21 protein-coding genes and 1 pseudogene are annotated in these 23,309 nt (G+C 37.0%); 8 read left to right on the top strand and 14 right to left on the bottom strand.

The features are described 5' to 3' along the window. Window positions 1-89: 89 nt before the first annotated feature. Together ACFXN8_RS07125 and ACFXN8_RS07120 are read right to left on the bottom strand one after the other, a co-directional pair. On the bottom strand, window positions 90-830 hold the full coding sequence (locus tag ACFXN8_RS07125) for a zinc ribbon domain-containing protein (protein ID WP_386843948.1): 741 nt from the start codon (window positions 828-830) through the stop codon (window positions 90-92). Window positions 831-910: 80 nt separating this feature from the next. After that, window positions 911-1,831: a helix-turn-helix transcriptional regulator gene (locus tag ACFXN8_RS07120; RefSeq protein WP_386843947.1), complete on the bottom strand. Its 921-nt coding sequence runs from the start codon at window positions 1,829-1,831 to the stop codon at window positions 911-913. Between the two features lie 620 nt (window positions 1,832-2,451). On the opposite strand from ACFXN8_RS07120, the gene ACFXN8_RS07115 reads away from it, so the two are divergent. Then, entirely contained in the window at window positions 2,452-3,570 is a 1,119-nt protein-coding gene (locus ACFXN8_RS07115) for a response regulator (protein WP_386843945.1), read from the top strand. Between the two features lie 137 nt (window positions 3,571-3,707). Here ACFXN8_RS07115 and ACFXN8_RS07110 read toward each other — a convergent pair whose 3' ends face one another. Both ACFXN8_RS07110 and ACFXN8_RS07105 read right to left on the bottom strand, forming a co-directional pair. Next, window positions 3,708-4,355 carry a response regulator gene (locus ACFXN8_RS07110; protein WP_376076900.1) on the bottom strand — a complete coding sequence of 216 codons (648 nt, stop codon included), beginning with the start codon at window positions 4,353-4,355 and terminating at the stop codon, window positions 3,708-3,710. Window positions 4,356-4,366: 11 nt separating this feature from the next. Continuing rightward, a complete protein-coding gene (locus ACFXN8_RS07105) occupies window positions 4,367-5,482 on the bottom strand; it encodes a GAF domain-containing sensor histidine kinase (RefSeq protein ID WP_376076898.1) in 1,116 nt (371 codons plus the stop codon). A 408-nt stretch (window positions 5,483-5,890) separates the two neighbouring features. Here ACFXN8_RS07105 and ACFXN8_RS07100 point away from each other — a divergent pair, with 408 nt between their 5' ends. The 3 genes from ACFXN8_RS07100 (at window position 5,891) to ACFXN8_RS07090 (ending at window position 9,997) form a co-directional block, all read left to right on the top strand. Beyond that, window positions 5,891-6,316 carry a disulfide oxidoreductase gene (locus ACFXN8_RS07100; protein WP_386843942.1) on the top strand — a complete coding sequence of 142 codons (426 nt, stop codon included), beginning with the start codon at window positions 5,891-5,893 and terminating at the stop codon, window positions 6,314-6,316. Between the two features lie 54 nt (window positions 6,317-6,370). Beyond that, on the top strand, window positions 6,371-7,210 hold the full coding sequence (locus tag ACFXN8_RS07095) for an RluA family pseudouridine synthase (RefSeq protein WP_386843941.1): 840 nt from the start codon (window positions 6,371-6,373) through the stop codon (window positions 7,208-7,210). Between the two features lie 609 nt (window positions 7,211-7,819). Then, the gene (locus ACFXN8_RS07090) at window positions 7,820-9,997 is read left to right on the top strand and encodes a 5'-nucleotidase C-terminal domain-containing protein (protein ID WP_386843939.1); all 2,178 of its coding nucleotides are present in this window, start codon (window positions 7,820-7,822) and stop codon (window positions 9,995-9,997) included. 42 nt (window positions 9,998-10,039) lie between these two features. Here the strand turns inward: ACFXN8_RS07090 and ACFXN8_RS07085 are convergent, their stop codons facing one another. The 4 genes from ACFXN8_RS07085 to ACFXN8_RS07070 form a co-directional block, all read right to left on the bottom strand. Then, complete coding sequence (locus tag ACFXN8_RS07085) at window positions 10,040-10,870, bottom strand: aldo/keto reductase (RefSeq protein ID WP_386843937.1); 831 nt, start codon at window positions 10,868-10,870, stop codon at window positions 10,040-10,042. A gap of 83 nt (window positions 10,871-10,953) precedes the next feature. After that, complete coding sequence (locus ACFXN8_RS07080) at window positions 10,954-11,130, bottom strand: hypothetical protein (protein ID WP_370046307.1); 177 nt, start codon at window positions 11,128-11,130, stop codon at window positions 10,954-10,956. A gap of 548 nt (window positions 11,131-11,678) precedes the next feature. Next, the gene (locus ACFXN8_RS07075; protein ID WP_386843935.1) at window positions 11,679-12,611 is read right to left on the bottom strand and encodes a hypothetical protein; all 933 of its coding nucleotides are present in this window, start codon (window positions 12,609-12,611) and stop codon (window positions 11,679-11,681) included. Beyond that, window positions 12,589-13,236 carry a hypothetical protein gene (locus ACFXN8_RS07070; protein WP_386843933.1) on the bottom strand — a complete coding sequence of 216 codons (648 nt, stop codon included), beginning with the start codon at window positions 13,234-13,236 and terminating at the stop codon, window positions 12,589-12,591. Before ACFXN8_RS07070 ends, ACFXN8_RS07075 begins: the two co-directional genes overlap by 23 nt. Window positions 13,237-13,741: 505 nt before the next feature. Here ACFXN8_RS07070 and ACFXN8_RS07065 point away from each other — a divergent pair. Continuing rightward, window positions 13,742-14,587, top strand: a complete 846-nt coding sequence (locus tag ACFXN8_RS07065; RefSeq protein WP_386843931.1) for a VOC family protein — start codon at window positions 13,742-13,744, stop codon at window positions 14,585-14,587. A 668-nt stretch (window positions 14,588-15,255) separates the two neighbouring features. Here the strand turns inward: ACFXN8_RS07065 and trmL are convergent. Beyond that, entirely contained in the window at window positions 15,256-15,729 is a 474-nt protein-coding gene (gene trmL, locus ACFXN8_RS07060; RefSeq protein WP_053485736.1) for a tRNA (uridine(34)/cytosine(34)/5-carboxymethylaminomethyluridine(34)-2'-O)-methyltransferase TrmL, read from the bottom strand. Window positions 15,730-15,743: 14 nt separating this feature from the next. Next, window positions 15,744-16,874, bottom strand: coding sequence for a tRNA epoxyqueuosine(34) reductase QueG (gene queG, locus ACFXN8_RS07055; protein WP_386843929.1), 1,131 nt, complete (start codon window positions 16,872-16,874; stop codon window positions 15,744-15,746). A 59-nt stretch (window positions 16,875-16,933) separates the two neighbouring features. Here queG and ACFXN8_RS07050 point away from each other — a divergent pair, with 59 nt between their 5' ends. Together ACFXN8_RS07050 and ACFXN8_RS07045 are read left to right on the top strand one after the other, a co-directional pair. Continuing rightward, a complete protein-coding gene (locus ACFXN8_RS07050) occupies window positions 16,934-17,623 on the top strand; it encodes a B3/B4 domain-containing protein (RefSeq protein WP_386843927.1) in 690 nt (229 codons plus the stop codon). A gap of 14 nt (window positions 17,624-17,637) precedes the next feature. After that, window positions 17,638-18,145, top strand: a pseudogene (locus ACFXN8_RS07045) (hypothetical protein). Between the two features lie 109 nt (window positions 18,146-18,254). On the opposite strand, the gene ACFXN8_RS07040 reads toward ACFXN8_RS07045, so the two are convergent. The 3 genes from ACFXN8_RS07040 to ACFXN8_RS07030 form a co-directional block, all read right to left on the bottom strand. Next, window positions 18,255-18,920 carry a hypothetical protein gene (locus ACFXN8_RS07040; protein WP_386843925.1) on the bottom strand — a complete coding sequence of 222 codons (666 nt, stop codon included), beginning with the start codon at window positions 18,918-18,920 and terminating at the stop codon, window positions 18,255-18,257. A gap of 750 nt (window positions 18,921-19,670) precedes the next feature. After that, the gene (locus ACFXN8_RS07035; RefSeq protein WP_386843923.1) at window positions 19,671-19,838 is read right to left on the bottom strand and encodes a hypothetical protein; all 168 of its coding nucleotides are present in this window, start codon (window positions 19,836-19,838) and stop codon (window positions 19,671-19,673) included. A gap of 66 nt (window positions 19,839-19,904) precedes the next feature. After that, window positions 19,905-20,051, bottom strand: a complete 147-nt coding sequence (locus ACFXN8_RS07030) for a hypothetical protein (RefSeq protein WP_386843921.1) — start codon at window positions 20,049-20,051, stop codon at window positions 19,905-19,907. A 259-nt stretch (window positions 20,052-20,310) separates the two neighbouring features. On the opposite strand from ACFXN8_RS07030, the gene ACFXN8_RS07025 reads away from it, so the two are divergent. Further along, window positions 20,311-21,897, top strand: a complete 1,587-nt coding sequence (locus tag ACFXN8_RS07025; protein ID WP_386843919.1) for a catalase — start codon at window positions 20,311-20,313, stop codon at window positions 21,895-21,897. A 61-nt stretch (window positions 21,898-21,958) separates the two neighbouring features. Here ACFXN8_RS07025 and ACFXN8_RS07020 read toward each other — a convergent pair whose 3' ends face one another. Then, the gene (locus ACFXN8_RS07020) at window positions 21,959-22,861 is read right to left on the bottom strand and encodes a S66 peptidase family protein (protein ID WP_386843917.1); all 903 of its coding nucleotides are present in this window, start codon (window positions 22,859-22,861) and stop codon (window positions 21,959-21,961) included. Window positions 22,862-23,309: the final 448 nt, after the last annotated feature.

The following is a 23,309-nucleotide window of genomic DNA, read 5'->3' as shown; positions in this document are numbered from 1 at the left end:
GGTGATAGCAAACTAAATATCAAAATCGGGCCCTTTTTAAACAAACAAGCCTCCTATTTATCATAGATAGGAGGCTTAATTTGTTTATATTATTTAATTGCAATATAAATATCGACCTGAGCTTCTTGCGGGTTGGCACAACGTTCATCGTACATTTCAAAGTCACCTGTGTATGTTCGCTCTACACCTGAGCTTGCGAACCAAGCCCAGACATCCTGCCAAGCTTTTACAACAACTTCTTCAAATGGGCCTTTGTCAGAAGTAAAAACTAAGTATTTAGCGGCTGGCACTTTTTTTACAACCATACCTTCAGGAATTTCGTCAGCAGTTAATACTTCCACTCCAAGTGTAATGGAATACTCTCCATTAACATCTGTTTCATAGTCAGAATACAGACCATATGTTACTTGATTTACTGCATTAGCTATTTGTCCCATTACATCTTGTTGATAAAAGTTCGTCCATAATTGCGGGATTTTTGCTTGAGCGGTAATTTCATTCGCATTGCTTGTTCGCGCTGAAATTCCTACAATTTGAAATAATTCTTTATTCATCACAACTGGTTCTGGTATATCATGCTTTCTCCATCTCTTTAAGCTTGGTAAAAAAGACGTCAACATTTGGCGTGCTTCCTCTTCCGCCATACCATCTTCCTTCAATTGCGGTACACAAATTTCGATCATTTCTTCAACTGTTAGATTTGGCTGTTTGAACTCTCCTACTTCATAACAATAAGTGCAATAGTCCTCACTTTTGCGTCCTTCTTTTTCTGTACCAAGTAATGCCTCATCCACTAATGGCATTCCACAGCTTTGACAATAACTTTGCATGATTAAATCCACCCTTCGTCCTATTTGTTATGACTATAACAAAGGAAACTTGACAACTGTATGTCATCAATTAAAAGAAGTTAAATTTCTTTATACAACTCCACAATTTCCTGGGCTCGCTTCAATACAATCTCACGTATATGGGGTGGTTCTAAAACTTTTAAGCGATGGCCAAAGCTAAGAAGAAAGCCATATAGCCATTCATCCTCAGGCAATGCAATGTTAATAGTTGAATTCTCATTATCTACATGCTTAGCCCCAAATGATTCTTCTACTAATGTCGTTATGGCAGAATCGAAAGATAACATAAGGTTTACTACATTTTGAGGGTGATGCCACTCCTTATCCCATGGAAGTTCAGATAAATTGACTTCCCTGCGCTGGAAAGTCGTCATCTCTTCTTGTATATCCTTCATTCTTGAAATTTTAAATAAACGAAAATCTTCTCTTAATGTGCAATAGCCATAGACATACCAAACCTTTCCCTTTTGTACTAAAGTGTGTGGCTCTAATAATCTTCTTGTTATACAGCCATGTGTAGTAGAGTACGTAAAGCTTATACAATATTCGCGTTCAATTGCCTTTTTTAATAAAGTTATCTGTTCCTTGAAAATAACGTTTGGCCCCCAAGGACTAAGGTCAATAAACAGTTGATCAATCGATTGTTTTACTTCCTCATCCGCAACACCTGTTAATTTTTCAAGTACTGCTTCAGCATGTGAATCCTCGTATGTTGTTAATGCACTTTTAATGGCAATAGAAAGTGACGTAAGCTCGTCCTTCGTCAACACCTGCTTATCAACACGATAGCCATCAATCAAACTAATCCCACCATTAACCCCCTGCTGGCTAATAACAGGAACCCCAGCACAGCTCAATGTTTCAATATCTCGATAAATAGTACGCACTGACACATTAAATAAATCGGCAAGCTCCTGGGCTGTCACCTTTTTCCGATTTATTAAAATCATTGTCATCGTTAAAAGCCGCTCTAATTTCATATTTGTACTCCTTTACAATAAACCTTATTTTCCCCTTTGCTAATTCCGTCGTTTCACTTACTAATTCCCTATCTACTTTAAGTATTTTTTAAGTACTTTTTGAGTTTTATTTAAGTCAAATGTACTATAATAGCGCCTAACAAATTATTACATTCATTATACTATTTTTACAATATAAGAAAAAACAACTTAGGTACTTATAATCTCTACTATAACTACGTTGTTTTTAACAATAAACGCTTAATTATTTCAATTCTCTTATCACAACATATAAAACTTCTATCCTCTATATAAGGACACTGAAAACTATGAAGTAGAAAAACTTTATAGTAACTATTTGTGGAAGTCCTAATTTCTATGTAAAAAGGTTTAGCACGGAGCACGAGCCATCATCGAGAAAAAGCTAAACAGATAAATCCTGTACGAAAAGATAGCGTATGAGGAGATCCGACACTAACTTATGGAAAACGGAATACAAAGAGCTAAATTTTTTGGTGTCAAATTTTTAATTTTATGTGGAATTTACTTTTAGTGCCCACCCTATATTCGAAAAGCATTTTCAAAGACAACAAACTAGAGTTTAATGGTTTTCAATTTAATTGTAAAAAGGAGATTTTGACGTGATTCGAGCCGTTTTAATAGACAATGAACCTTTAGCTTTACACTATTTTCAAAGTAAACTACAAGCATTTCAGCAAATACAGGTAATTCAAACTTTTACAAGTGTAGAAGTATTTTTAAATGAGCTTCCAATAATAGAATTTGACGTCATTTTTTTAGAGGCAAAGCTGAATGAACTGACTGGGCTTGAATTAGCTGATATTATCAAAACTGATCGTCCACATGTTAGTGTTATTTTTATAACTTCATATAAAGAATTTGCTTTACAATCCTATGAAATCGGAGGTCTTGACTACGTACTTAAACCAATTAGTCATGCTCGCTTAGAAAAAACTGTTTCTCGTATCGAGCATGAATATTCTATTCAGCAAATGATTAAAAAAGCTTCGAAAACCATGTTAAACGTACAATGCTTTAATCAATTTGCCGCATATAGCAACAACAGCTTAGTTGCCTTCAAAACCGAGAAAACAAAGGAGTTATTTGTATATTTCATATTACATCCAAACATTCCTATTCATCGTGATTATTTAATTGAAATTCTATGGCCTGATTTAGACTATGTACGAGCAAAATCGAATCTTCATACCGCACTTTCTTATTTAAGAAAAACCTTAAATAATATAGGCTATGCAAACTGTATTATTTTTTCAAATAAATACTATATCTTCGAAAAACCGAACATCCTTTGTGATTTATATGACTTTCATAGATATTATGAGGATTTCACGAAGTTAGAATTCCCACCAATTTCTTTGATCAATCAAAGTCTCTCAATTTATAAAAATGGACTACTCATTTATGATGATTATGAGTGGGCAACTGCCTATAAAGATAAGCTGACGAAATCATACATAGATTTATTAGAAAAAGGTTTTCAAGCAACATTTCTAACGGATATTGATAAGGCATTAAATTTTTTAAATAGACTATTAGAGTTTGATCCATATAATGAACAAAAACTTGAGCACTATTTACACATTTTAATAAATACGGGATTTCATGAACAGGCATACAAAGTATTTCACGCTTATGAACAGAAGCTAAAAGATGACCTATCGATTTCGCCAAGCTCTACATTAATTGATATTTCAAACAAATTTTTTGTTCAAAAATAAATAAAGGTTTCATTCATTAAAAAACGACGAGTTCATAGGAACTCGTCGTTTTTTAATAATCCAGTCTCATCATCATAACCTTGGGGTTGATTTCCGTTCCGACTCCTGGGGACGACCGATCTGATATCAATTAACTTTTATACACCACTACCCTCTGTCAGTCCGTGCTTCACTGCATAAAGAGCCGCCTGCGTACGATCCTGCACTTGTAGCTTCGTGAAAATATTAGAAATATGAGTCTTCACTGTTTTTTCTGTAACGAATAAAGAGGACGCAATTTCTCGATTACTTTTCCCTTTTGTAAGCTCTGCAAGCACATCCTGTTCACGAGGTGTTAGAGGGTTTAAAACATGAGGTGCATTTTTTGATTCTTGACGGTCCATTTCCAAAGTCGTTGTTGCTTCTGGATGTAATGTATTTTCGCCTCGCATAATACGGCGAATGGACAATACCAACTCATCAGGTTCAATATCTTTCAACTGATAGCCTGCAGCCCCTGCCTCCATAGCTGGCACCACATGATCACGGTCTGAAAAGCTTGTCAGCATTAGAATTTCTATTTGCGGAAACTTTGCTTTAATGCGCTTTGTTGCCTGAATCCCATCCATCTCAGGCATTACCAAATCCATGAGTATAATATCTGGCTGTATACTTTCCGCTAATGCTATTGCCTCTAGTCCATTTTTCGCTTCTCCTACGACTTCAATATCTTTCTGTGTTTTTAAGAAAAATAATAATCCACGACGTACTACATGATGGTCATCTGCGATTAAAACACGTATCATACTCTTCCCCCCTAATACGGCAAGCGGATTAACAGCTCTGTTCCTTTGCCAATTTCACTAACCCAGTCAGCTTTGCCACCAACTGATTTTGCACGATCCTTTATGGATTGCAAGCCTATTGAAAGTAGCTTCGTGTTATGATCGATGACGAAGCCTCGTCCCTCATCACGAATAACAAGTAAAATATCTGTAGAAGTGACCGTAATATAAAGTGCAGCTTCCAACACACCCGCGTGACGGCGAACATTATTAAGTGCTTCTTGGGCTACCCGAAATAATGTTTCTTCGATACGTGATGGGAATTGCAGTACACCAGAGACCGTTACTTGAAGCTTCAAGCCAAGCATTTCAGCATACACTTTGATTGCTTCAAGTAAACCATTTTCTAATCCTTTTGGACGGAGCTGCCAAATGAGGGCACGCATTTCTGTTAAGGCATCCTGTGTTAAGTGCTGAATCTCCTTAAATGTTTCCTTCACATCACTATCATTTGTCATTTCAATACCAGCTCTCGCCGTTAATGTAACGGAAAAAAGTAGCTGATTGACAGAATCATGTAAATCTCGGGCTAGACGATTGCGCTCTTTCACAAGTGCCATTTCTTGTTCTTGCTTTGTCAGTAAAATACGTTTAATGGCCGACCCCATCTGAAATGCAACCGATTCAAGTAAAGCGAGCTCTTCCTCTGAAAAACGCACGGTATCCTTCGATGCAACATTTAGGACACCAAAACGCTCTTGACCTGATTGAAGCGGAACTGTTGCATGATGTGTAATGCCTTCGTGATCACCAACATTTGCTGCAATTGCACTTTCAATACGTTGACATTCAATAATATTAGAGGCTTTTTTTAATTCCTCATTACGATAACGGGAAACACACCAACAGCCTCCCTTTTCTAAATAATGACAATTTTTATGCTCCAGAGCCTCTGGTAAATTGACATGGACAACAAGCTCCGATCGCCCTTTTTCATCGATAAAAAAAATCCAGCCTGTTTCAAAATTTGTGCCATTTAAAAATTTCACAAGTGCTCCTTTTAACATCGACACAATTTCAGTTTCTTCGTTTAATAACTCTGCAATCTCTTTTAAAATACCGATATTGGAATGATCATTCTCCCTCACAAAAACACCTCTTCTTTGGCATTGCTAATTTAATGATAACATTTCAAAGTCTGGAACGTCTGCCTAAGCCATTCATACTTTAGACTGAAATTTTGCATAAGAATATACCTTATTTTGGTTCATCACCAAAAGTTGTGGATGACTTTTGCTAAAACGTATACTATGTAAATAAGTTGATTGTAGTGGAGGCTGGGCGACTCCTTGGGGATCAGCGTCACAGATGAGACCCTGGAGCGAGCAAAGCGAGTGAAGCGGCTCATCGGACGCCCCCAGGAAAGCGCCCAGTCGGAACGGAAATCAACCACACGTTTTGGTGATGATACCTTATTTTGGGTAAGTTAATTTACATATAAAACTAGAACAACTATAATCGAACAAGTACATGGTTATACTAAGGAGAGAATTTATATGTCTAAAAAAGAAGAGAACGGCTTATTACTTATTTGGATTGTCTCTGTCGTTGCAACATTGGGTTCCTTATACTTTTCTGAAATCCGTCAATATGAACCTTGTAAAATGTGTTGGCTTCAACGAATTTTCATGTATCCAATTGTCATTATGACAACGATTGCCTTTATTCAAAAAAATGCACGTATTGCTGTAACAACCGCTGTTTTTGCCATTATGGGAGGCAGTATATCACTTTACCATTATGGTATTCAAAAGCTTAGTTTTTTAGCTGATACAGCCCCTTCTTGTGGTGTTGTTTCATGTACTGGTCAATATATCAACTGGTTAGGTTTTATCACAATCCCATTTTTAGCGCTAACTGCATTTATTTTAATTGCAGGGGCAAGCTTCTATGTAATGAAGGCTGCTAAAGCAGCAAATTAATTTCGAGACCGTGTTCTACAATTGGAATACGGTCTTTTCTACGGAGGAAGATATATGTTTCACTATGAAATAAGTACAAATAATTTAACAGTTGAGGATCTACTACGCAATGATTGGAGACTCGGTAAAAAGCTAGTCCATGAACTGAGAATGGCGAAGGCTATCACAACAGTTGACGGAGAGCCTATTCAGTGGAATGATCCACTACAAGTAGGAACAATCATAAAATTCACATTCCCGATTCCGACATCTAATTATCAACCGACACCGGTTTGTGCAATTGATGTCGTCTATGAGGATGACCATTGCTTGATCGTTTCTAAACCAAAAGGCATGTCGACACATCCAAATGATGCACGTGATACTCATACTTGTATGAATCATGTTATGGCTCACATTAAAGAGCAAGGCGGAACTTATGCGGAGCATGTCCATCGTTTAGATAAAGGGACACAAGGTTTGTTACTTGTAGCAAAACATCCTTTAGCAAAATCAATCTTTGACCGTATGATTGAGGAAAAATCCATTATTCGAACATACGCTGCAGAGGTGCAAGGGAATTTACGCTCTTCATCTGGCACAATTTCTGAAGCAATCGGGAAAGACCGACATCATGCAACAAGACGTGTCGTTTCTAAAACTGGACAGCATGCAGTTACACACTATGAAGTTGTAGCTCGCTATAAAAGCTCTTGTGTTGTCCATCTAATTCTTGAAACAGGGAGAACACATCAAATTCGCGTACATTTAGCACATATCGGTCATCCGATTATTGGAGATACAATGTACGGAGCAAGAGAAACGGCAAGTGATGATTACGAGCTTCATGCTATTCAATTGGAATTCGAACATCCATTTTTAAATAAGCAAATCGTTGTAAAGGATCAGCAGTAATTATCGTACTGCACCTTGAATTGTTGCACATAAGCTAACAATTCGAGGTGCAGTTTTTGTATACTCAAATTTACATTGAAGACATTGTATCTTCGAGAAAAGTATTATTCCTTTACTTATAATTGGCTCATCACCATAACGTGGGGTTGATTTCCGTTCCGACTGGGCGCTTTGTCGCTGACGCTTCGCTTTCGCACAGTTAAAACATTTGTAGCTGACGCTTCGCTTTCGCTACAGAAAACATTTGTTGCTGACGCTTCGCTTTCGCACAGTTAAAACATTTGTAGCTGCCGCTTTGCTTTCGCTACAGAAAACATTTGTTGCTGACGCTTCGCTTTCGCACAGAGCAAAGCTTCCTGGGGGCGTCCAGTCTCCACTCCAATCAACTTATATACATAGTATACGTTTCAATAAATGTCATACCCATTTTTTTGTGATGATCCTTATAATTCTAAAAAAGTATAAATATATCATTTAACATTTCTTTAATATATTTTTTACAGTAATTTTAATATACATTTCCATTATTGGTAATGACGGTGGTTTTTTTTCATGATAGAATAGAGTAAATTGTCAGTCATCTGACATATTATGAGGGGGAATTTATTGATGAAATGGGTTAAAAGTATTGCAGCAACAACTCTAGTTGCGAGTTTACTAGCTACACCCGGTTTTGCCGCACATGCAGCAGAAACAACACCGGCAGCTACGAAAGATGGTTTCAAATTAACAGTTCTACACTCAAATGACACGCATGCACACGTTGAGGATGCTACAAAGCGTGCAACAAAAGTAAAAGAACTTCGTGCTGCAAATACAAATTCACTTCTTTTAGATGCTGGTGATGTCTTCTCTGGTACTTTATACTTTAACGAATTTGCTGGAGAAACAGATATGAAGTTAATGAACTTAATGGGTTATGATGCTATGACTTTTGGTAATCATGAGTTCGATTTAGGATCAAGCCCAGAAGGACATGCTGCACTTGCGAAATTTGTTAAGGGTGCAGACTTCCCATTATTAGGAAGTAACCTAGATTTTTCAAAGGATTCTTTATTTGATGGCTTACAATTCAAAACAGTCACTAAAGACTTTGAAAACGGTAAAATTTATAACGGTATTATTAAAGAAATCGCTGGAGAACAAGTAGGTATTTTCGGCTTAACAACAGAAGAAACACCATCGATTTCAAGCGTTGTAAACGTTCAATTTGCTAACTATATCAATTCTGCGAAAAAAGCAGTAGCAGAATTTGAAAAGCAAGGTGTTAACAAAATTATCGCATTAACACACTTAGGCTTCGATGATTCCGCAGATTGGGATAATGACCAATTACTAGCAAAAGCTGTAGAAGGCATTGATGTAATCGTAGGTGGCCATACACATACAAAATTAGACAAGCCTGTGAAAGCTGAAACATCATTTAAGAACCCTACAATTATCGTTCAAACGGGGCAATATAGCGAAAATTTAGGTGAACTTGACCTAACATTTGACGATAACGGTGCCGTTGTTGATTACTTCGGTCAATTGCATGCTTTAAATGATAAAGAAAAGCCTGTACAAGCTGATCCTGAAGCTGAAGCACTTTTAGCTCCATATAAAGAGAAAATTTCAAAAATATTAAATCAATCAACAGGTAATACAGCTGTGTCTCCACTAAATGGCGGTCGTAATCTTTGGGGCGTTCGTGCTGGCGAAACAAACCTTGGTAACTTAATTACTGATGGTATGCTTGCTGGTGCTAAGAAAATTGACCCAGAAGTACAATTTGCATTCCAAAACGGTGGAGGTATCCGAGCTGGTATTGACGCTGGTGATATCACTGTTGGTGAAGTTATGACAGTTATGCCATTTGGTAATGCTCTTGGTATCGTAAAATTAACAGGTGCTGAAATCTACGATACTGTTGAACATAGTGTGAAAGAGTTCCCGAAAGAATCTGGTGGCTTCCTACACTTCTCTGGTTTACAAGTAGAATTTGATGGTAAAGCACCAGCTGGTAAACGTGTAAAATCTATTAAATTAAATGGTAAAGAACTAGATAAAGCAGCCTATTATAAAGCTGCAACAAATACATTCACTGCTAAAGGTGGAGACGGCTACGATACACTGAAAAAAGTTTATGAAGACGGCCGCGTTAGTGAACCTGGTACGATTGACTATGAAATGTTTATCGAACACTTAGATACATTGAAAAAAGTTGATCCAAAAGTAGAAGGACGTATTATCGCAACAATTCCCTTTACAGATATCGTAAAAGGATCAGAAACAGAAGGCTATGTTCGTGATCTTTATTACCGTGATTTAGCAAACGGTACTTCTGCAACAACATATTCACCTAACGCAAACTTAACTCGTGCACAAGCTGCATCATTTATCGCGCGTGCCTTAAAGCTTGAAGCTAAAGGCCAAGCAACATTCTCAGATATTGCTAATGTAAATGCTGCAACACAAAAAGAAATTACCGCACTTGCTGAAGCAGGAATTGTACAAGGTGTGAATGGTGGTAAATTCAATCCTAATGCAAAAGTAACTCGTGCTCAACTTGCATTAATGTTCGCACGTGCATATAACCTACAACATGATGCAAAAACAGGTTTAAAAGCTGATTTCAGTGATATTTCTAAATATGACGCTGAAACACAAGATGCTATCGCACTTCTGAAAGACTTAAAGATTGTTAGCGGCGCAAACGGCAAATTTATGCCTGGTGACAACGCTACACGTGCACATATGGCAAAAATGCTTTCTAACTACATTCCATTTGTAAAAGAATCTAAATAATTTTTAAAATCCCGCTTCTCTAGGTAGAGAGCGGGATTTCTATTAAAAATTAAATTTAAAGTTATCTGGATCCTGCCCAAATCGTTCATTGCGATTTAATGCAGCTATTTTATCCATTTGTGCTAGTGTTAATTCAAAATCAAAAATCTGTGCATTTTCCTCGATACGACTAGGTGTCACAGACTTTGGAATAACAAGTGTTTCATTTTGTAAATGCCAGCGCAGCACTACTTGAGCAGCTGTCTTCCCTATTTCGTGACCAATTTCCATAATCGTTGGATTATCAAGTACCCCACCACGACCTAATGGAGACCATGCCGTAACAGCAATTTCATGCTCACTACAAAATGCTCGTAATGCGTCTTGCTGTAAATATGGATGCACCTCTACTTGATTGACCATTGGTGCAATATTTGCTTTAGCTAATAGCTTTTGTAAATGGTGCTCATGATGATTTGAGACCCCTGTTGCACGAATTAATTTTTCATCATATAAACGTTCAATTGCTCTATACGTCTCTTCAAATGTTTCTGGTACTGCCCAATGCGTTAAATATAAATCTAAATAGTCCATATTTAACTTTTTCAAAGATACTTCAAAAGCTCGTAATGTTTCATCATAACCTTGGTCATTATTCCAAACCTTTGTCGTCACAAAAATATCCTCACGTTTAACGCCTGAATGACGAATAGCTTCGCCCACCTCAGCCTCATTACCATAAAGAGAAGCCGTATCTATAGCTCGGTAGCCATATTTAACAGCTTTATCAATAGCCTGCAAAGTCTCATCACGCTTTGTCATTTTATAAACACCTAAGCCAAAGCGAGGCATTTCCACACCATTTGCTAATGTTTTTGTTGATTGTAAATTCAAGAATAACAACCCCTTTCTTTTCCTAGTTCCATTATACAAAAAATTGGTTTTAAGAAACATAAGGAAAATTTCCGGGGAATTTCTTATTGTTCGTTTGCTTCCTCTTCATAATCATCTACTTGGATAGGGTCTGGAATTCGATTGTCTTCTACAAGCTCTTGACCATCCCGTAAATGCTCCATCTGCTTCCCCAAATCCTGTAAATCTTTAAAATTTCTAGCCATTGTACCGTTTTCGATATTTGGAACCTTTTTTTCCACTATCATCACCTCTCTTATAGTTTTCCCTAAATAGTTATTTCTGAACCATTTCTGACATATTTTATTCCGCTACGTCGTTTCATTTTTATAGTAGATAGGCTATACTAAACAGAGATGTCTTTATAAACATGAGGAGGGTTCTTCCATGAGTTTAATATTAATTATTGGTGTAACTGTAGCATTCTTAACTGCTATTTTCACTGCTGGTTATGAAGGCGACTACAGAGCAGACAAATAATATCTCAAAAAAATCACTAAGCATGAACATGTGCTTAGTGATTTTTTTGTTTTCGAAAAAGGCAGCTCCTATAATTGATGCCTTTATAGTTCAGAGTGGTGCTGCCTGTTTATATGTGTTGTTTGAATACGGATTCACAATTTATTTACAAGAAAAAATCAGCTGTGTCATAACGTACATCCTGCATAAAAAATTCTTTTCATAAAAACAGTCATATCAAAAGGTAATAACAAATCTGATGACATAATTCCGCAGAAATGAAACCTTATTGATATGACTAATTCCTTATATAATCAAAATAATAATAAAACTATATTGAAATTAATGATTTTAAATCTACTTTTTTTGTAGAATCATCTTTAAATATTGTAAGTCTATATCCATTTAGATTATATCCATTTAAATTTTCTGTTTTATAGATATACTTTTCGCTATCAATTGAGTAAATACGTAAGTCTTGGGAGTTATTTTCGTTAACATCTAAAAATAATAACCAATCCTTATAAGCAACCGTTATCTCTCCTGAGGGATATTCTTTTACTTGCGAAACTAATTTTCCCTCTGCAGACTTCAAATACAATTCCTCATTAATATTATAGATGTCGGAATCTTCTAAATTACTTTCTATCATTTTAATTTCATTCTTACCTGTTAAACTTGATTCATACAATTCATACTTTTGTTCTTTTTCATTGTAAGAAGTAAAAAATATTTTTTTCCCTATAACACTAACATCCATAAGTTTACCAACATCAATAGCTAAATCATCCAATTGATTATCTTTTTTACTATACTTTGATATAACCCTTTTTTTCTCAGTTTTATCATCATTATAATAAATTCTACAAAAATACATATTATCTTTGTTATCAAATGTTAGTGGAAACAACGCTTCGTTTGTAGGTAGTTTTAATAATGTCTTAACTCCTGTTTCTGTATAACGAATAATCGAAAAATTATTTGTTATACTATTCCCACTCGTCAAAATGTCACTATATTCTTTAAAATTATATTGAAACTCATTTTCAATATCTTTCCAATACCTAATAAACTTATAGGTATGTTGATTGTATACTTTTACTTTTTGATCCCAATAATCCAAAACATATATTTCTTTTGTATATATTCCACTTCTATCATTTCCAGATGAATTTTTAAATTTAATAAAACTAAACAATAAAATTATTACTATTATTAGGGATAATACAACATATATTTTTTTACATCCCAGCTGAAATCTCATAAGACTTCTTATCTCCTGATAATTTTACTTTAGCGGTATTAACTACTGAAATAGTTCCAGTTCTATAATCCTTTTTAGGTGAAACAATCACATTGGAACGATATGAAGATTCCTTAGCTCCATTATTATTCTCCCAGTACTTGGTTTTAGTAGAAGTAGTAGCCCATGATGATCCTCCACCAGCATTAGCTCCACTATCAGATATTCCTAATGATATATTCGCTGAATTTCTCATTGATGCAGAGGCATTCCATGTTGTTCTAATAGATTCAACTTTTTCAGAACCGGAATAAACAGCAGAAACTTGATAATCCCATTGTACTGTGTTTCCTGAAGTTTGACCTGCTGTTGTACGCCAAACATTGGATGTCAATGTCCCCTGACTACCAGGTATATTATAACTTTTACCTTGTGAAGCCCTAGGCATTGGGCGAAGAGGAGACATTTCTTCAATTGTCGCTGAAGTTCCACCCTCTAGATTTTCAAAAGAACCCACCTCTGAAGTATCATGCGGATCATAATTGACATCTTCTTGCTCGGCTGCCGCACCTGAAGGAGTTGGGAATATAATAGTAATGCCCAATACAGTTGCTAATCCTAATAATGTAATTTTGCTCATTTTCATAGTTTAATAAACTCCTCTCTTTCAGTTAATCCATATTTTGTAATGAAAATAGTTCCTAATGTAATATTAATAAACAACTTTTGTTTGGTATTCTTCTTTCTCTGCTTTTCCCCGGGTATGTTAATAACATATCATTAGCGAAAAAAATCTCAAAATCAAGTTTTGTCATGATTAGAACAAAAATTGATCAAAACCAGATAACTCAAAGATGCTTGGAGTTTGATATCATTGATAATTCATATAAAAAGAAAAGAAGCCTAGTAAAACTAGATTTCTGTATTTCAAAAAGTGATTATAAAGTCCTGTACAGAAGCTTATGCCACCAGTTTATACAAGTTTCAAAATCAATTTTTGTTATAAATTGAACAAAAATTGATAAAATTCAAAAAACATCACCAGTAACAGCTCAATATCATTACTTGACATTTAGCACTTTATAAAATAAACTTACTTACATAAAGTAAGTTGATAATTAATAATAACTTTTATTCGGAGGTAATTTACTATGCATTTTCATGAAAAACCTAACACATATGTCACAAATGTTGAAATTAAAGTGAGTGATTTACAACGTTCATTAACTTATTATCAGGAGGTAATTGGCTTTAACGTTTTACATCAGGAATCTCATAGAGCAACTTTAACTGCTGATGGTAAAACAGCTTTACTGACAATCGTTCAACCCGAAACAGTAGAGGAAAAAACAAGCTTTACAACTGGCCTTTATCACTTTGCCATTTTATTGCCTACTCGTCGTGATTTAGCAAATATCATTACTCATTTCCATAACAAGGGCGTATACTTCGGAGCGTCTGACCATGATGTCAGTGAAGCACTTTATTTAAATGACCCTGATAATAATGGTATTGAGGTTTATGCGGATCGCCCTGAAAATGAATGGACTTGGCATTTCGACCAAGTGCATATGGTGACTGAACCTCTTAAAATCCATTCTATATTAGAGGAAGGCGATGGTAGATGGGATGGCCTACCAGCTGATACGGTTATGGGACATATTCATTTATCCGTTTCTAATTTAGCTGCCGCAGAGGAATTTTATACAAAAGGATTAGGATTTGAGATTGTCACTCGCTATGGCGCACAAGCTTTATTTATCTCAACTGGCCGCTATCACCATCATATCGGTTTAAACACTTGGCACTCTGAAAACGCACCGAAGCTTGGTGAAAATCAGGTTGGCTTAAAAACATTTTCATTACGTCTAGATAATAAAGAGCAAGCAGCAACAATGAAAGAAAATCTCCGTTCAATTGGTGCACCTGTTATTGATATAGATGGTGGTTTCCAAACAGAGGATCCATCAGGTATCGTTGTTTTATTGAAATTTTAAGAGTGATGTGACGTACTATCCGTCGGGGTGAGGATTGTATCAGTCACTTGACGGGTTTTATCCGTCGTTTGCTGGGTTCTTTCCGTCTCTTGACGAGCAATCTGTCGCTCGAGGAGTTCTTTCCGTCGCCTGACGGGTTTTATCCGTCGCTCGCGAGGTGCTTTCCGTCGTTTGACGGGTTGTATCCGTCGTTTGCTGGGTTCTTTCCGTCTCTTGACGAGCAGTCCGTCGCTTGAGGAGTTCTTTCCGTCGCCTGACGGGTTTTATCCGTCGCTCGCGAGGTGCTTTCCGTCGTTTGACGGGTTGTATCCGTCGTTTGCTGCGTTCTTTCCGTCGCTTGACGAGCAATCCGTCGCTTGAGGAGTTCTTTCCGTCGCTTGTCGAGCAATCCGTCGCTTGAGGAGTTCTTTCCGTCGCTTGACGAGCAATCCGTCGCTTGAGGAGTTCTTTCCGTCGCCTGACGGGTTTTATCCGTCGTTTGCTGGGTTCTTTCCGTCGCTTGCCGGGCTATCCGTCGCTTGCGGGGTTCTCTCCGTCGCTTGCGGGGTTTTATCCGTCGCTTGCAAGGTTCTTTCCGTTGCTTGTGTAGTTCTAACCATCACATTTGAATCCCTTCACGTCTAACAAAAAAACAAAAGCAGTTCTCCTCTATGGGAGAACTGCTTTTTTTAATGTAATCCTGGATATCCTTGTTGACGCAACGCTTCATAAATAACAATGGCAGCTGTATTCGATAGATTGAGTGAACGAACATGCTCACTCTGTGGAATACGTAAACACATATCGCGACGCTCATACGCAAAATCCTTTGGCAAGCCAGTCGTTTCTTTGCCAAACATAAAGTAAATATCACGATCTTTATCACTAAAATCATGTGTCGTAAAGGGCTCTTCACTATATGTCTCAATTAAATAAACGTCACCATTTTTGGATGCCTCTAAAAAATCCTCTAGCGAATCGTGATACACGACATTGACACTATGCCAATAATCTAAGCCGGCACGTTTTAGCATTTTATCGTCTGTGGAAAAGCCCAGAGGACGAATTAAATGTAGTGACGTATTTGTGCCAGCACATGTGCGTGCAATATTTCCTGTATTCGCTGGAATTTCTGGTTGATATAAAACGATATGCAATGGCATAACGGTACACTTCCTTAACTAAAAAATTGTAAACCTTTATCAATTTCAACGAGTACTTCCTCGTCTTGTTCTTTTGCTTTTGCCTCAAGTAATGCAGATTGGGCCTGCTCCCCGCCTATCTTACCTAAAGCCCACGCTGCTGTTCCTCGAATAACTGGTCGTTCATCCTTTTCAAGAAGTGCTACTAAATCTGGTACCGCAGCTTCTTCTTTAAAGTGTGCAAGTGCCAAAATAGCATTGCGTTGAATTGGCTTTTTCCCCCGCCATGAACCAGAAACATGTCCAAATTTTTCTTTAAAGTCACGATTTGAAATCGTTAAAAGTGGTACAAGTAATGGCTTTGCAAGCTCTGGATCAGGTTTAAATTCCTCATGTATCCAGTTAATCTTTCCTTTATTCTTTGGGCATACGGTCTGGCATGTATCACAGCCATACAAACGATTACCAATATGGGTACGAAACTCATCAGGTAGCATTCCCTTAGTCTGCGTTAAAAAGGCAATACAACGTTGGGAGTCTAGCTGTCCTCCCTCGATTAACGCGCCTGTTGGACAAACATCTAAACATAAGCGGCAATCCCCGCATTCATCCTCCATAGGCTGATCAGGAGCAAAAGGGATATTCGTGATTAGCTCTCCTAAATATACATAGGAACCGAACTCGGGCGTAATAATCGAGCAGTTTTTCCCGCTCCAGCCTATCCCTGCACGCTCTGCAACTGCCCTATCGACAAGTGCACCCGTATCAACCATTGATTCAATCTGAACACCTTCTATGCGCTCCTCAAGCCAGGCTGATAATAATTTCAATCGCTCACGTAATGCTGTATGATAATCGACACCCCAGGAAGCACGGCAAAAAATTCCGCGTCTTGCTGCCTTCTTGCCAACAGGTGCATTTTGCATGCGTGACGGATAGGCTACAGCGATCGCCACAATGCTCTCTGCTCCCTCTAACAATTGTAGGGGTTCGGTACGTTTTTCAACATCGCTTTCTTCAAAGCCAGACTGATAGCCAAGTTCTTGTTGACGGCGCAGTCTATTTTTTAATTCTGTAAATGGAGCTGCTGTTGTAAAGCCAATTTTGTCTACACCAATGGACATTGCATACGCCACAAATTCTCGTTGTAGGTCATGTATGTTCATTTTATTTCCAACTCCTTACATGATACAATAATAGAAATAGATAAAGTAGGTGATGTTTTATGGAAATTTCAATTAATCAATCTCTATTAACACAACATCCCGAGCTAAAAATCGGCATTATTCATTATACCAAAATTGTCGTTGCAGAATCGCCTCAAATGATTAAAGGCCGCATGCAATTGTATCAGGAAAATCTCTTTTTAGAAATGCAAGATAGTCCTGTAACGCAACGAGAGGGTATCGTAGAATGGCGACAACTATGGAAAAAGCTTGGTGCAGATCCGAACCGTTATCGTCACTCAGCAGAAAGCTTAATGCGCCGAATTAGTAAGCAAAATTATTTAACACCACTTCACTCTGGTGTTGATTTAAATAATTTCTTCTCCCTCCAATATGAAATTCCAGTAGGCTTATATGATGTGGCTAAACTAAAAGGCCCTGTAGAGATTGCACTTGGCAACGAGGAAACTGGCTATGAGGGCTTAAATGGACGTTTTAATTCATTAAAAAATATCCTATATAACTGTGATGCTGAGGGAGCGTTTGGGTCACCATTTGTCGATTCTAAACGTACGTCTGTTTCAGAGGAAACGACCGAGGCTCTACATATTTTCTACCTCCGCCCATCATTATCTGAAGAAAATGCGAAAGAGCTTCTTGCTTCTGCTGGTAAGATGTTTAATCAAGTTCATGGCGGCGATTATAAAATGGCCTTATTAACAAACGTAGCACCATCTACTACACTGTAAAAGGACGTGTTTTCATGATTAATCTTGCAGAAGCCGTTAAGCTAAAAAGTATTTTAGCAAAAAAAGTTCAGGAGCTCGTTAGCGAATTACATCGTAGCGCTTTTGTAACTGTTGAAAAAGGACAAACACCCAAAACAAGTAATCGTGCAATGACAGTAATTGAAGCTGAATTAGCTCAAGTACGTCTCGATGTTCGTACATTGGATCGTTTAGTATATGAAGCAAATATAAAAAACTCAGTGGACTTTAAAGGGGAAAAACTGGCATTAGTTGAAGCAATTGAGCTCGCAACACAGCTCCGTGCAGACGCTGAGCTGTGCAAAGATTTTAGTATGCATGAAAAAGAGAGTGTACGCATGGGTTATGGTGAAAATACAATGCTTTATGAAATTGCTATGTATGAGCCAGATGAGTACCGTGAACGTGCTATTTTACTAGAAAAAGATGCCCATAAATTATCGAATCTTATCAATGCAGAATTATAGTGTTGAAATCAATTTTGATGATTCTCGTTATTTCTAATCAGATCGTAAAATACTGCAATAAAAAAAGCATCCTTTTTGAACTGCACCTCCAATTGTTAGATTGTGTCTAACAATTGGGGTACAGCTCATTTTGGGATGCTTTTTTTTTACTTTGTTAAATTAAAATTAATTCCGAATTTCCCTAAATCCATATCAGCAATAAGAAAAGTTACATTATGATTAGTATTAGAATCAGTATAAGTATGAGTACCTTTATTCTCATCTCCAGCTTTTTCTAATTCATCAAGAAGTTTATCTACATTCACTCCTAATATAGCAGCCATTGATACAGCGGAGGCAAGTCCTTCTCCCCATTCATCTACATCTTCATTTACTTCGTTTTCCGGCACTCCTTCCATAGAAAAACCATATCCAATAATTTTTTTATCATTATTATATTTAGCTTCTACTTTATAATGACCCTTATATTGTTTAAAATCAGTTTCCAATAAAATTTGTGAGAAAGTATTATTCTCCTCTTTATTCAGTTCACTAGTTATTGGTTCTGAAATCTTGTCTATTATTAATGGTTCTTCTGCATCCTGTTTTAATACATCAACTTTGACATTGTATTTTTTAACAAACTTTTCTACAGCGGCCTTTGATTCAGAATCAACCTCTTCATATTTTACTGGAACGACTTTCTTTTCCTCAGCTGGTTCTTTCTTTACAACATCTTCTTTTTTTACATCTTCCTCTTTTTTCTTCTCTGTTCCCTCTCCGGAACATCCAACTAGCATAACTGCTAGTAGTAATAATAAAGCTTTCTTCATTACCTTAATTCCCTCCGAATGCATATCAATAAAAATATACGTTACTAGATTCAATGAAATAGAATTATAGTGAAAAAAATACTTAAATTTCTATTTAAATCTCCTCTTATTGCAATTCTTACAAAACTGGATGTAAATTACCATAAATATCATTCGCCATTTTTCGACATTTGGGTAAAATAAAAACTTTATGATGTACATTGAACTAACTAAAACAGGTATTCTATACCCTCTATTGTACCGAATAAACCATCTATTAAAAATTAATAAAGCCTTTTATATCAAGGTTAAGGCCATAAAATAATAGGAAGAGTGTGTACAGGAATAAACAATTTAAATATAAAATAATTTTGATATTTATCCTCAGCATGCCACTGTGAGTCTTTCGAAAATTTGTAACAAATATGAATTTTTGCTCGTTATTAGATTATGTAATTTATTAGTATCGATTTACAATGCGTACATACTGATGAATCAGAGCTTTTCATATCATTAGGAAATGTATACAATAGGTTATGGAGTCGATGAGACTTCATATCGAATTGGATGTGCTGTTTTCAAAACTAGCTTTTGGAGCTAACTTAAACAAAACCAATGACAAGTTACCTGTTACTGTATGACCAATGACTAATAACCAACTATAAGCAATGGCCATACTCAAACAAACTTGATAATTACTTGAAAACGCCATCCAATAGCTCTCTTACACCTTGTGTGTAGGAGAGCTTTTTTCATTCCCATATAATTACCTCATCTTGCTTTAATGAATAAAGAAGCAACGTAGAAGATTACCCCTATTACAAAGGCAATTAATTGATCTAATAATATTTCATCATGAAGAAACCATCTTAGCAAAAAGACTCCACCGAAAATTAACATAATTAAAAACCCAATATATTTTAATCCAGTATGTAGCATTTTCTATCTCCTTTTTTAAGTCTTCTATAAACTCTCTTAATAATAAGCAAAAAAGAGTGTTAACTTTCACTCTTTTTTAATTCTATCTTTTAATTCTTTTATCTCTTTTTCTAATTGTAATTGCTTTTTTTCTAAACCATCAGTTTGAAAGGCTGTATAAGTTGCCAAACCTAATCCCATCATAGCAATTGAAAATACGAATATTGTCGACACAATCTACACTCCTTAAAAGTAATTATCGAAGCCTACAGTAACTAAAGTAAAAATGTCGCTGCAATCTCCATATATCATAAAATACTAACAAGAATTTCAAAACAGTCAAATCAACTTTTTCCGATTTTTAAGTATATTTTGAATTTCCTTTAGAAGGAATCTAAAGAACCTTAAAGATATCACATGCAGGAGGTTTTTTCATGTCTAGTTCTCCCCTAACCTGGACAGAATGACTATATCCAAAGAAAGGGGTTACACAATGACAAAACAACACGATTCAACAAATGAGCATGACATGACTTTAACAAATCGACAAGGGCACCCTATTACTAACAATCAAAATATACGAACTGTCAGTAATCGAGGACCTGCAACCCTTGAAAACTATGATTTTATAGAAAAAATAAGTCACTTTGACCGCGAAAGAGTTCCTGAGCGTGTTGTTCATGCGCGAGGTGCAGGGGCACATGGCTATTTTGAGACATACGGTGTTGTTGGGGATGATCCTATTTCTAAGTATACAAGGGCAAAAGTATTTCAGGATAAAGGGAAGCAGACGCCTGTTTTTGTGCGCTTCTCAACAGTTATTCATGGTGGTCATTCACCAGAGACATTACGTGATCCACGAGGCTTTGCTGTAAAATTCTATACTGAGGATGGCAACTGGGATTTAGTCGGCAATAATTTAAAAATATTCTTTATCCGCGATGCTATGAAATTCCCTGATATGATTCACGCCTTTAAGCCTGATCCCATTACAAATATTCAGGACGTTGAACGCTTTTTTGATTTTTGTGCAAGCTCACCAGAATCCTTCCATATGGTGACATTCGTTTATTCACCATGGGGTATTCCCGCTAATTATCGAATGATGCAAGGCTCTGGCGTCAATACGTATAAATGGGTCAATAGTGAAGGCAAAGCCGTCCTTGTAAAATATCATTGGGAACCTTTACAGGGCATTAAAAACTTAACACAAAAAGAAGCGGAAGACATCCAAAAGAAAAACTTCAATCATTCCACACAAGATTTATATGATGCAATTAAAAATGGTGATTATCCTGAATGGGAGCTTAACGTCCAAATTATGGAGGATGGTCCACATCCAGAGCTTGATTTTGATCCATTAGATGATACGAAGCTTTGGCCTAATGATCAATTCACGTGGTATCCAGTTGGTAAGATGGTGTTAAATAAAAATCCAGAAGATTATTTTGCTGAGGTTGAACAGGCTGCTTTCGGAACAGGTGTGCTTGTAGACGGATTGGATTTCTCGGACGATAAAATGCTACAGGGGCGTACCTTCTCTTATTCTGATACACAACGCCATCGTGTAGGTGCAAACTATTTACAGCTTCCTATCAATGCTCCTAAAAAACGAGTAGCAACCAATCAAAATGGTGGTCAAATGCTGTATAAGCGTGATTTAGCTCCAGGGCAGAATCCTCATATAAACTACGAGCCTTCGATGTTAAATGGTTTAAAGGAAGCTACTCAGACGGCTAAGGAACATACACCACTTGTGGAAGGCAATCTCGTTCGGGAATCCATTGATCGTCAAAGCAATACGAAGCAAGCTGGAGAAACATATCGCAATTTTGAGCAATGGGAGCGAGATGAGCTGCTTGAAAATTTAATTCGTGATTTAGCAGTCTGTAATAAAGCCATTCAAGAAGCGATGATTGCATTAGCAGAGGAAGCAGATGAAGAATACGGTCGTTTGTTAAAAGAAGGATTACAAAAAGCTCGAAATGATTCATCTTCATCAAAGCCACTCGGTAATATTGATGGTGATGAGGCACCTGAAAAGGCTGTAGATAAAGGTCATGACGCAGAGCCTTATTAATAACCTAAACGTTCCTATAAAATAAAGCGCTCAGCACAATATAAAGTGCTGAGCGCTTCTTTTAATGCACACCAGGCAAAATCCTTAGTACCTTTTCCTGTGCATCTAAAATAGCATCTACGCCTAATGGAATTGCAATATTCGTTGAATCATGGCCGATTTTAAAGCCAGCTACAACCGGAATGCCTAAATCCGCAAAATAATCCTTCATTAAAGCAAATAGTGCCGCTTCATCCGCTTCTGTTTGCGTAAAAGAACCGATAACAACACCGGCTAACTCCTCAAGCTTTCTCGCCTGCTTTAATTGCTGCAGCATCGAATCGATTGTTGGAATAGTTTCTCCAAGCTCTTCAATCAATAAAATTCGACCTTCCGTGCGAACTTCAAATTTTGTACCTAATGTGTTAACAAGACGACGTAAATTTCCACCAATAATCTCTCCACGGGCTACACCAGGTGCAATCGTTGTTAATGGGGAAATATCCTCCGTATACTGTAATTCCATCGGTGAAAATAGCTGTAAAAACATTTTCTTTGATAAATCATCTATTCTATCTACAGACATAAGGAGCGGTCCATGAAACGTCACTAAATTCGCATACTCATTAATCGCACAATGTAAATATGTAAGATCTGAGAAGCCCCAGAAGATTTTTGGATTTTCCTCAAGTAGTCCGTAGTCAATCTTTTCCGCAATTCGTGCAGAGCCATAGCCCCCCTTAACACAAAAAATTGCCTTCACCTCTGGATTTCTCACCATCTCATGAAAATCAGCCAGACGTTCCTCATCACTACCTGCCAGATAGTCGTTCTTTGCCTGAATCGTATCCCCAATTATATAGTTAAGACCTAACTCTTCAAGAAAGGCTATTGCATCTCCTAGCTTTTCGGGCTTTACTTGACTTGATAAGGCTATAAGACCAACTGTATCGCCCTTTTCTAAATGTGGTACGGTGCTTTTCACCCTAACCCCTCCTATTGTTTTTCTCATTCTAGCATATAGATAATATTGTAGCATTGATTAATGGCGAAGCTAATGCCTATGACATCTAAATTTCTGAGGGAATGCTCCTCCCTTTTTACGTTCTATCCGTCACTTTGCGGGTTCTATCCACGATTTTGTGGGTTCTATCCACGACTTTAGCTACTCTATCCGCACTTTGACGTTTCTATCCACCACTTTAGCGTTTCTATCTATGACTTTGACTACTCTATCCGTCACTTTGACCATTCTTTCCGTCGCTCTGATTTCTACCCGTCACCTTGGCTCTTTTATCCGTCGCTTCCTTCCTCATTTCCGTCGCTTGGACCATTCTTTCCGTCGCTCTGATTTCTATCCGTCACCTTGGCTCTTTTATCCGTCGCTTCCTTCCTCATTTCCGTCGCTTGGACCATTCTTTCCGTCGCTCTGA

This window comes from Lysinibacillus sp. NPDC059133 (assembly GCF_042755925.1).
In the GTDB taxonomy this organism is placed as follows: domain Bacteria; phylum Bacillota; class Bacilli; order Bacillales_A; family Planococcaceae; genus Lysinibacillus.
Note: the sequence above shows the minus strand (reverse complement) of the source record. Positions and strands in the feature narration are given on the sequence as shown.

What these genes read in the sequence shown, in the direction of transcription:
- ACFXN8_RS07125 (WP_386843948.1), bottom strand. Translation starts at nt 830, where the DNA reads ATGCAAAGTTATTGTCAAAGCTGTGGAATGCCATTAGTGGATGAGGCA.
- ACFXN8_RS07120 (WP_386843947.1), bottom strand. Translation starts at nt 1,831, where the DNA reads ATGAAATTAGAGCGGCTTTTAACGATGACAATGATTTTAATAAATCGG.
- ACFXN8_RS07110 (WP_376076900.1), bottom strand. Translation starts at nt 4,355, where the DNA reads ATGATACGTGTTTTAATCGCAGATGACCATCATGTAGTACGTCGTGGA.
- ACFXN8_RS07100 (WP_386843942.1), top strand. Translation starts at nt 5,891, where the DNA reads ATGTCTAAAAAAGAAGAGAACGGCTTATTACTTATTTGGATTGTCTCT.
- ACFXN8_RS07095 (WP_386843941.1), top strand. Translation starts at nt 6,371, where the DNA reads ATGTTTCACTATGAAATAAGTACAAATAATTTAACAGTTGAGGATCTA.
- ACFXN8_RS07090 (WP_386843939.1), top strand. Translation starts at nt 7,820, where the DNA reads ATGAAATGGGTTAAAAGTATTGCAGCAACAACTCTAGTTGCGAGTTTA.
- ACFXN8_RS07075 (WP_386843935.1), bottom strand. Translation starts at nt 12,611, where the DNA reads ATGAGATTTCAGCTGGGATGTAAAAAAATATATGTTGTATTATCCCTA.
- ACFXN8_RS07070 (WP_386843933.1), bottom strand. Translation starts at nt 13,236, where the DNA reads ATGAAAATGAGCAAAATTACATTATTAGGATTAGCAACTGTATTGGGC.
- ACFXN8_RS07065 (WP_386843931.1), top strand. Translation starts at nt 13,742, where the DNA reads ATGCATTTTCATGAAAAACCTAACACATATGTCACAAATGTTGAAATT.
- trmL (WP_053485736.1), bottom strand. Translation starts at nt 15,729, where the DNA reads ATGCCATTGCATATCGTTTTATATCAACCAGAAATTCCAGCGAATACA.
- queG (WP_386843929.1), bottom strand. Translation starts at nt 16,874, where the DNA reads ATGAACATACATGACCTACAACGAGAATTTGTGGCGTATGCAATGTCC.
- ACFXN8_RS07050 (WP_386843927.1), top strand. Translation starts at nt 16,934, where the DNA reads ATGGAAATTTCAATTAATCAATCTCTATTAACACAACATCCCGAGCTA.
- ACFXN8_RS07040 (WP_386843925.1), bottom strand. Translation starts at nt 18,920, where the DNA reads ATGAAGAAAGCTTTATTATTACTACTAGCAGTTATGCTAGTTGGATGT.
- ACFXN8_RS07035 (WP_386843923.1), bottom strand. Translation starts at nt 19,838, where the DNA reads ATGCTACATACTGGATTAAAATATATTGGGTTTTTAATTATGTTAATT.
- ACFXN8_RS07025 (WP_386843919.1), top strand. Translation starts at nt 20,311, where the DNA reads ATGACAAAACAACACGATTCAACAAATGAGCATGACATGACTTTAACA.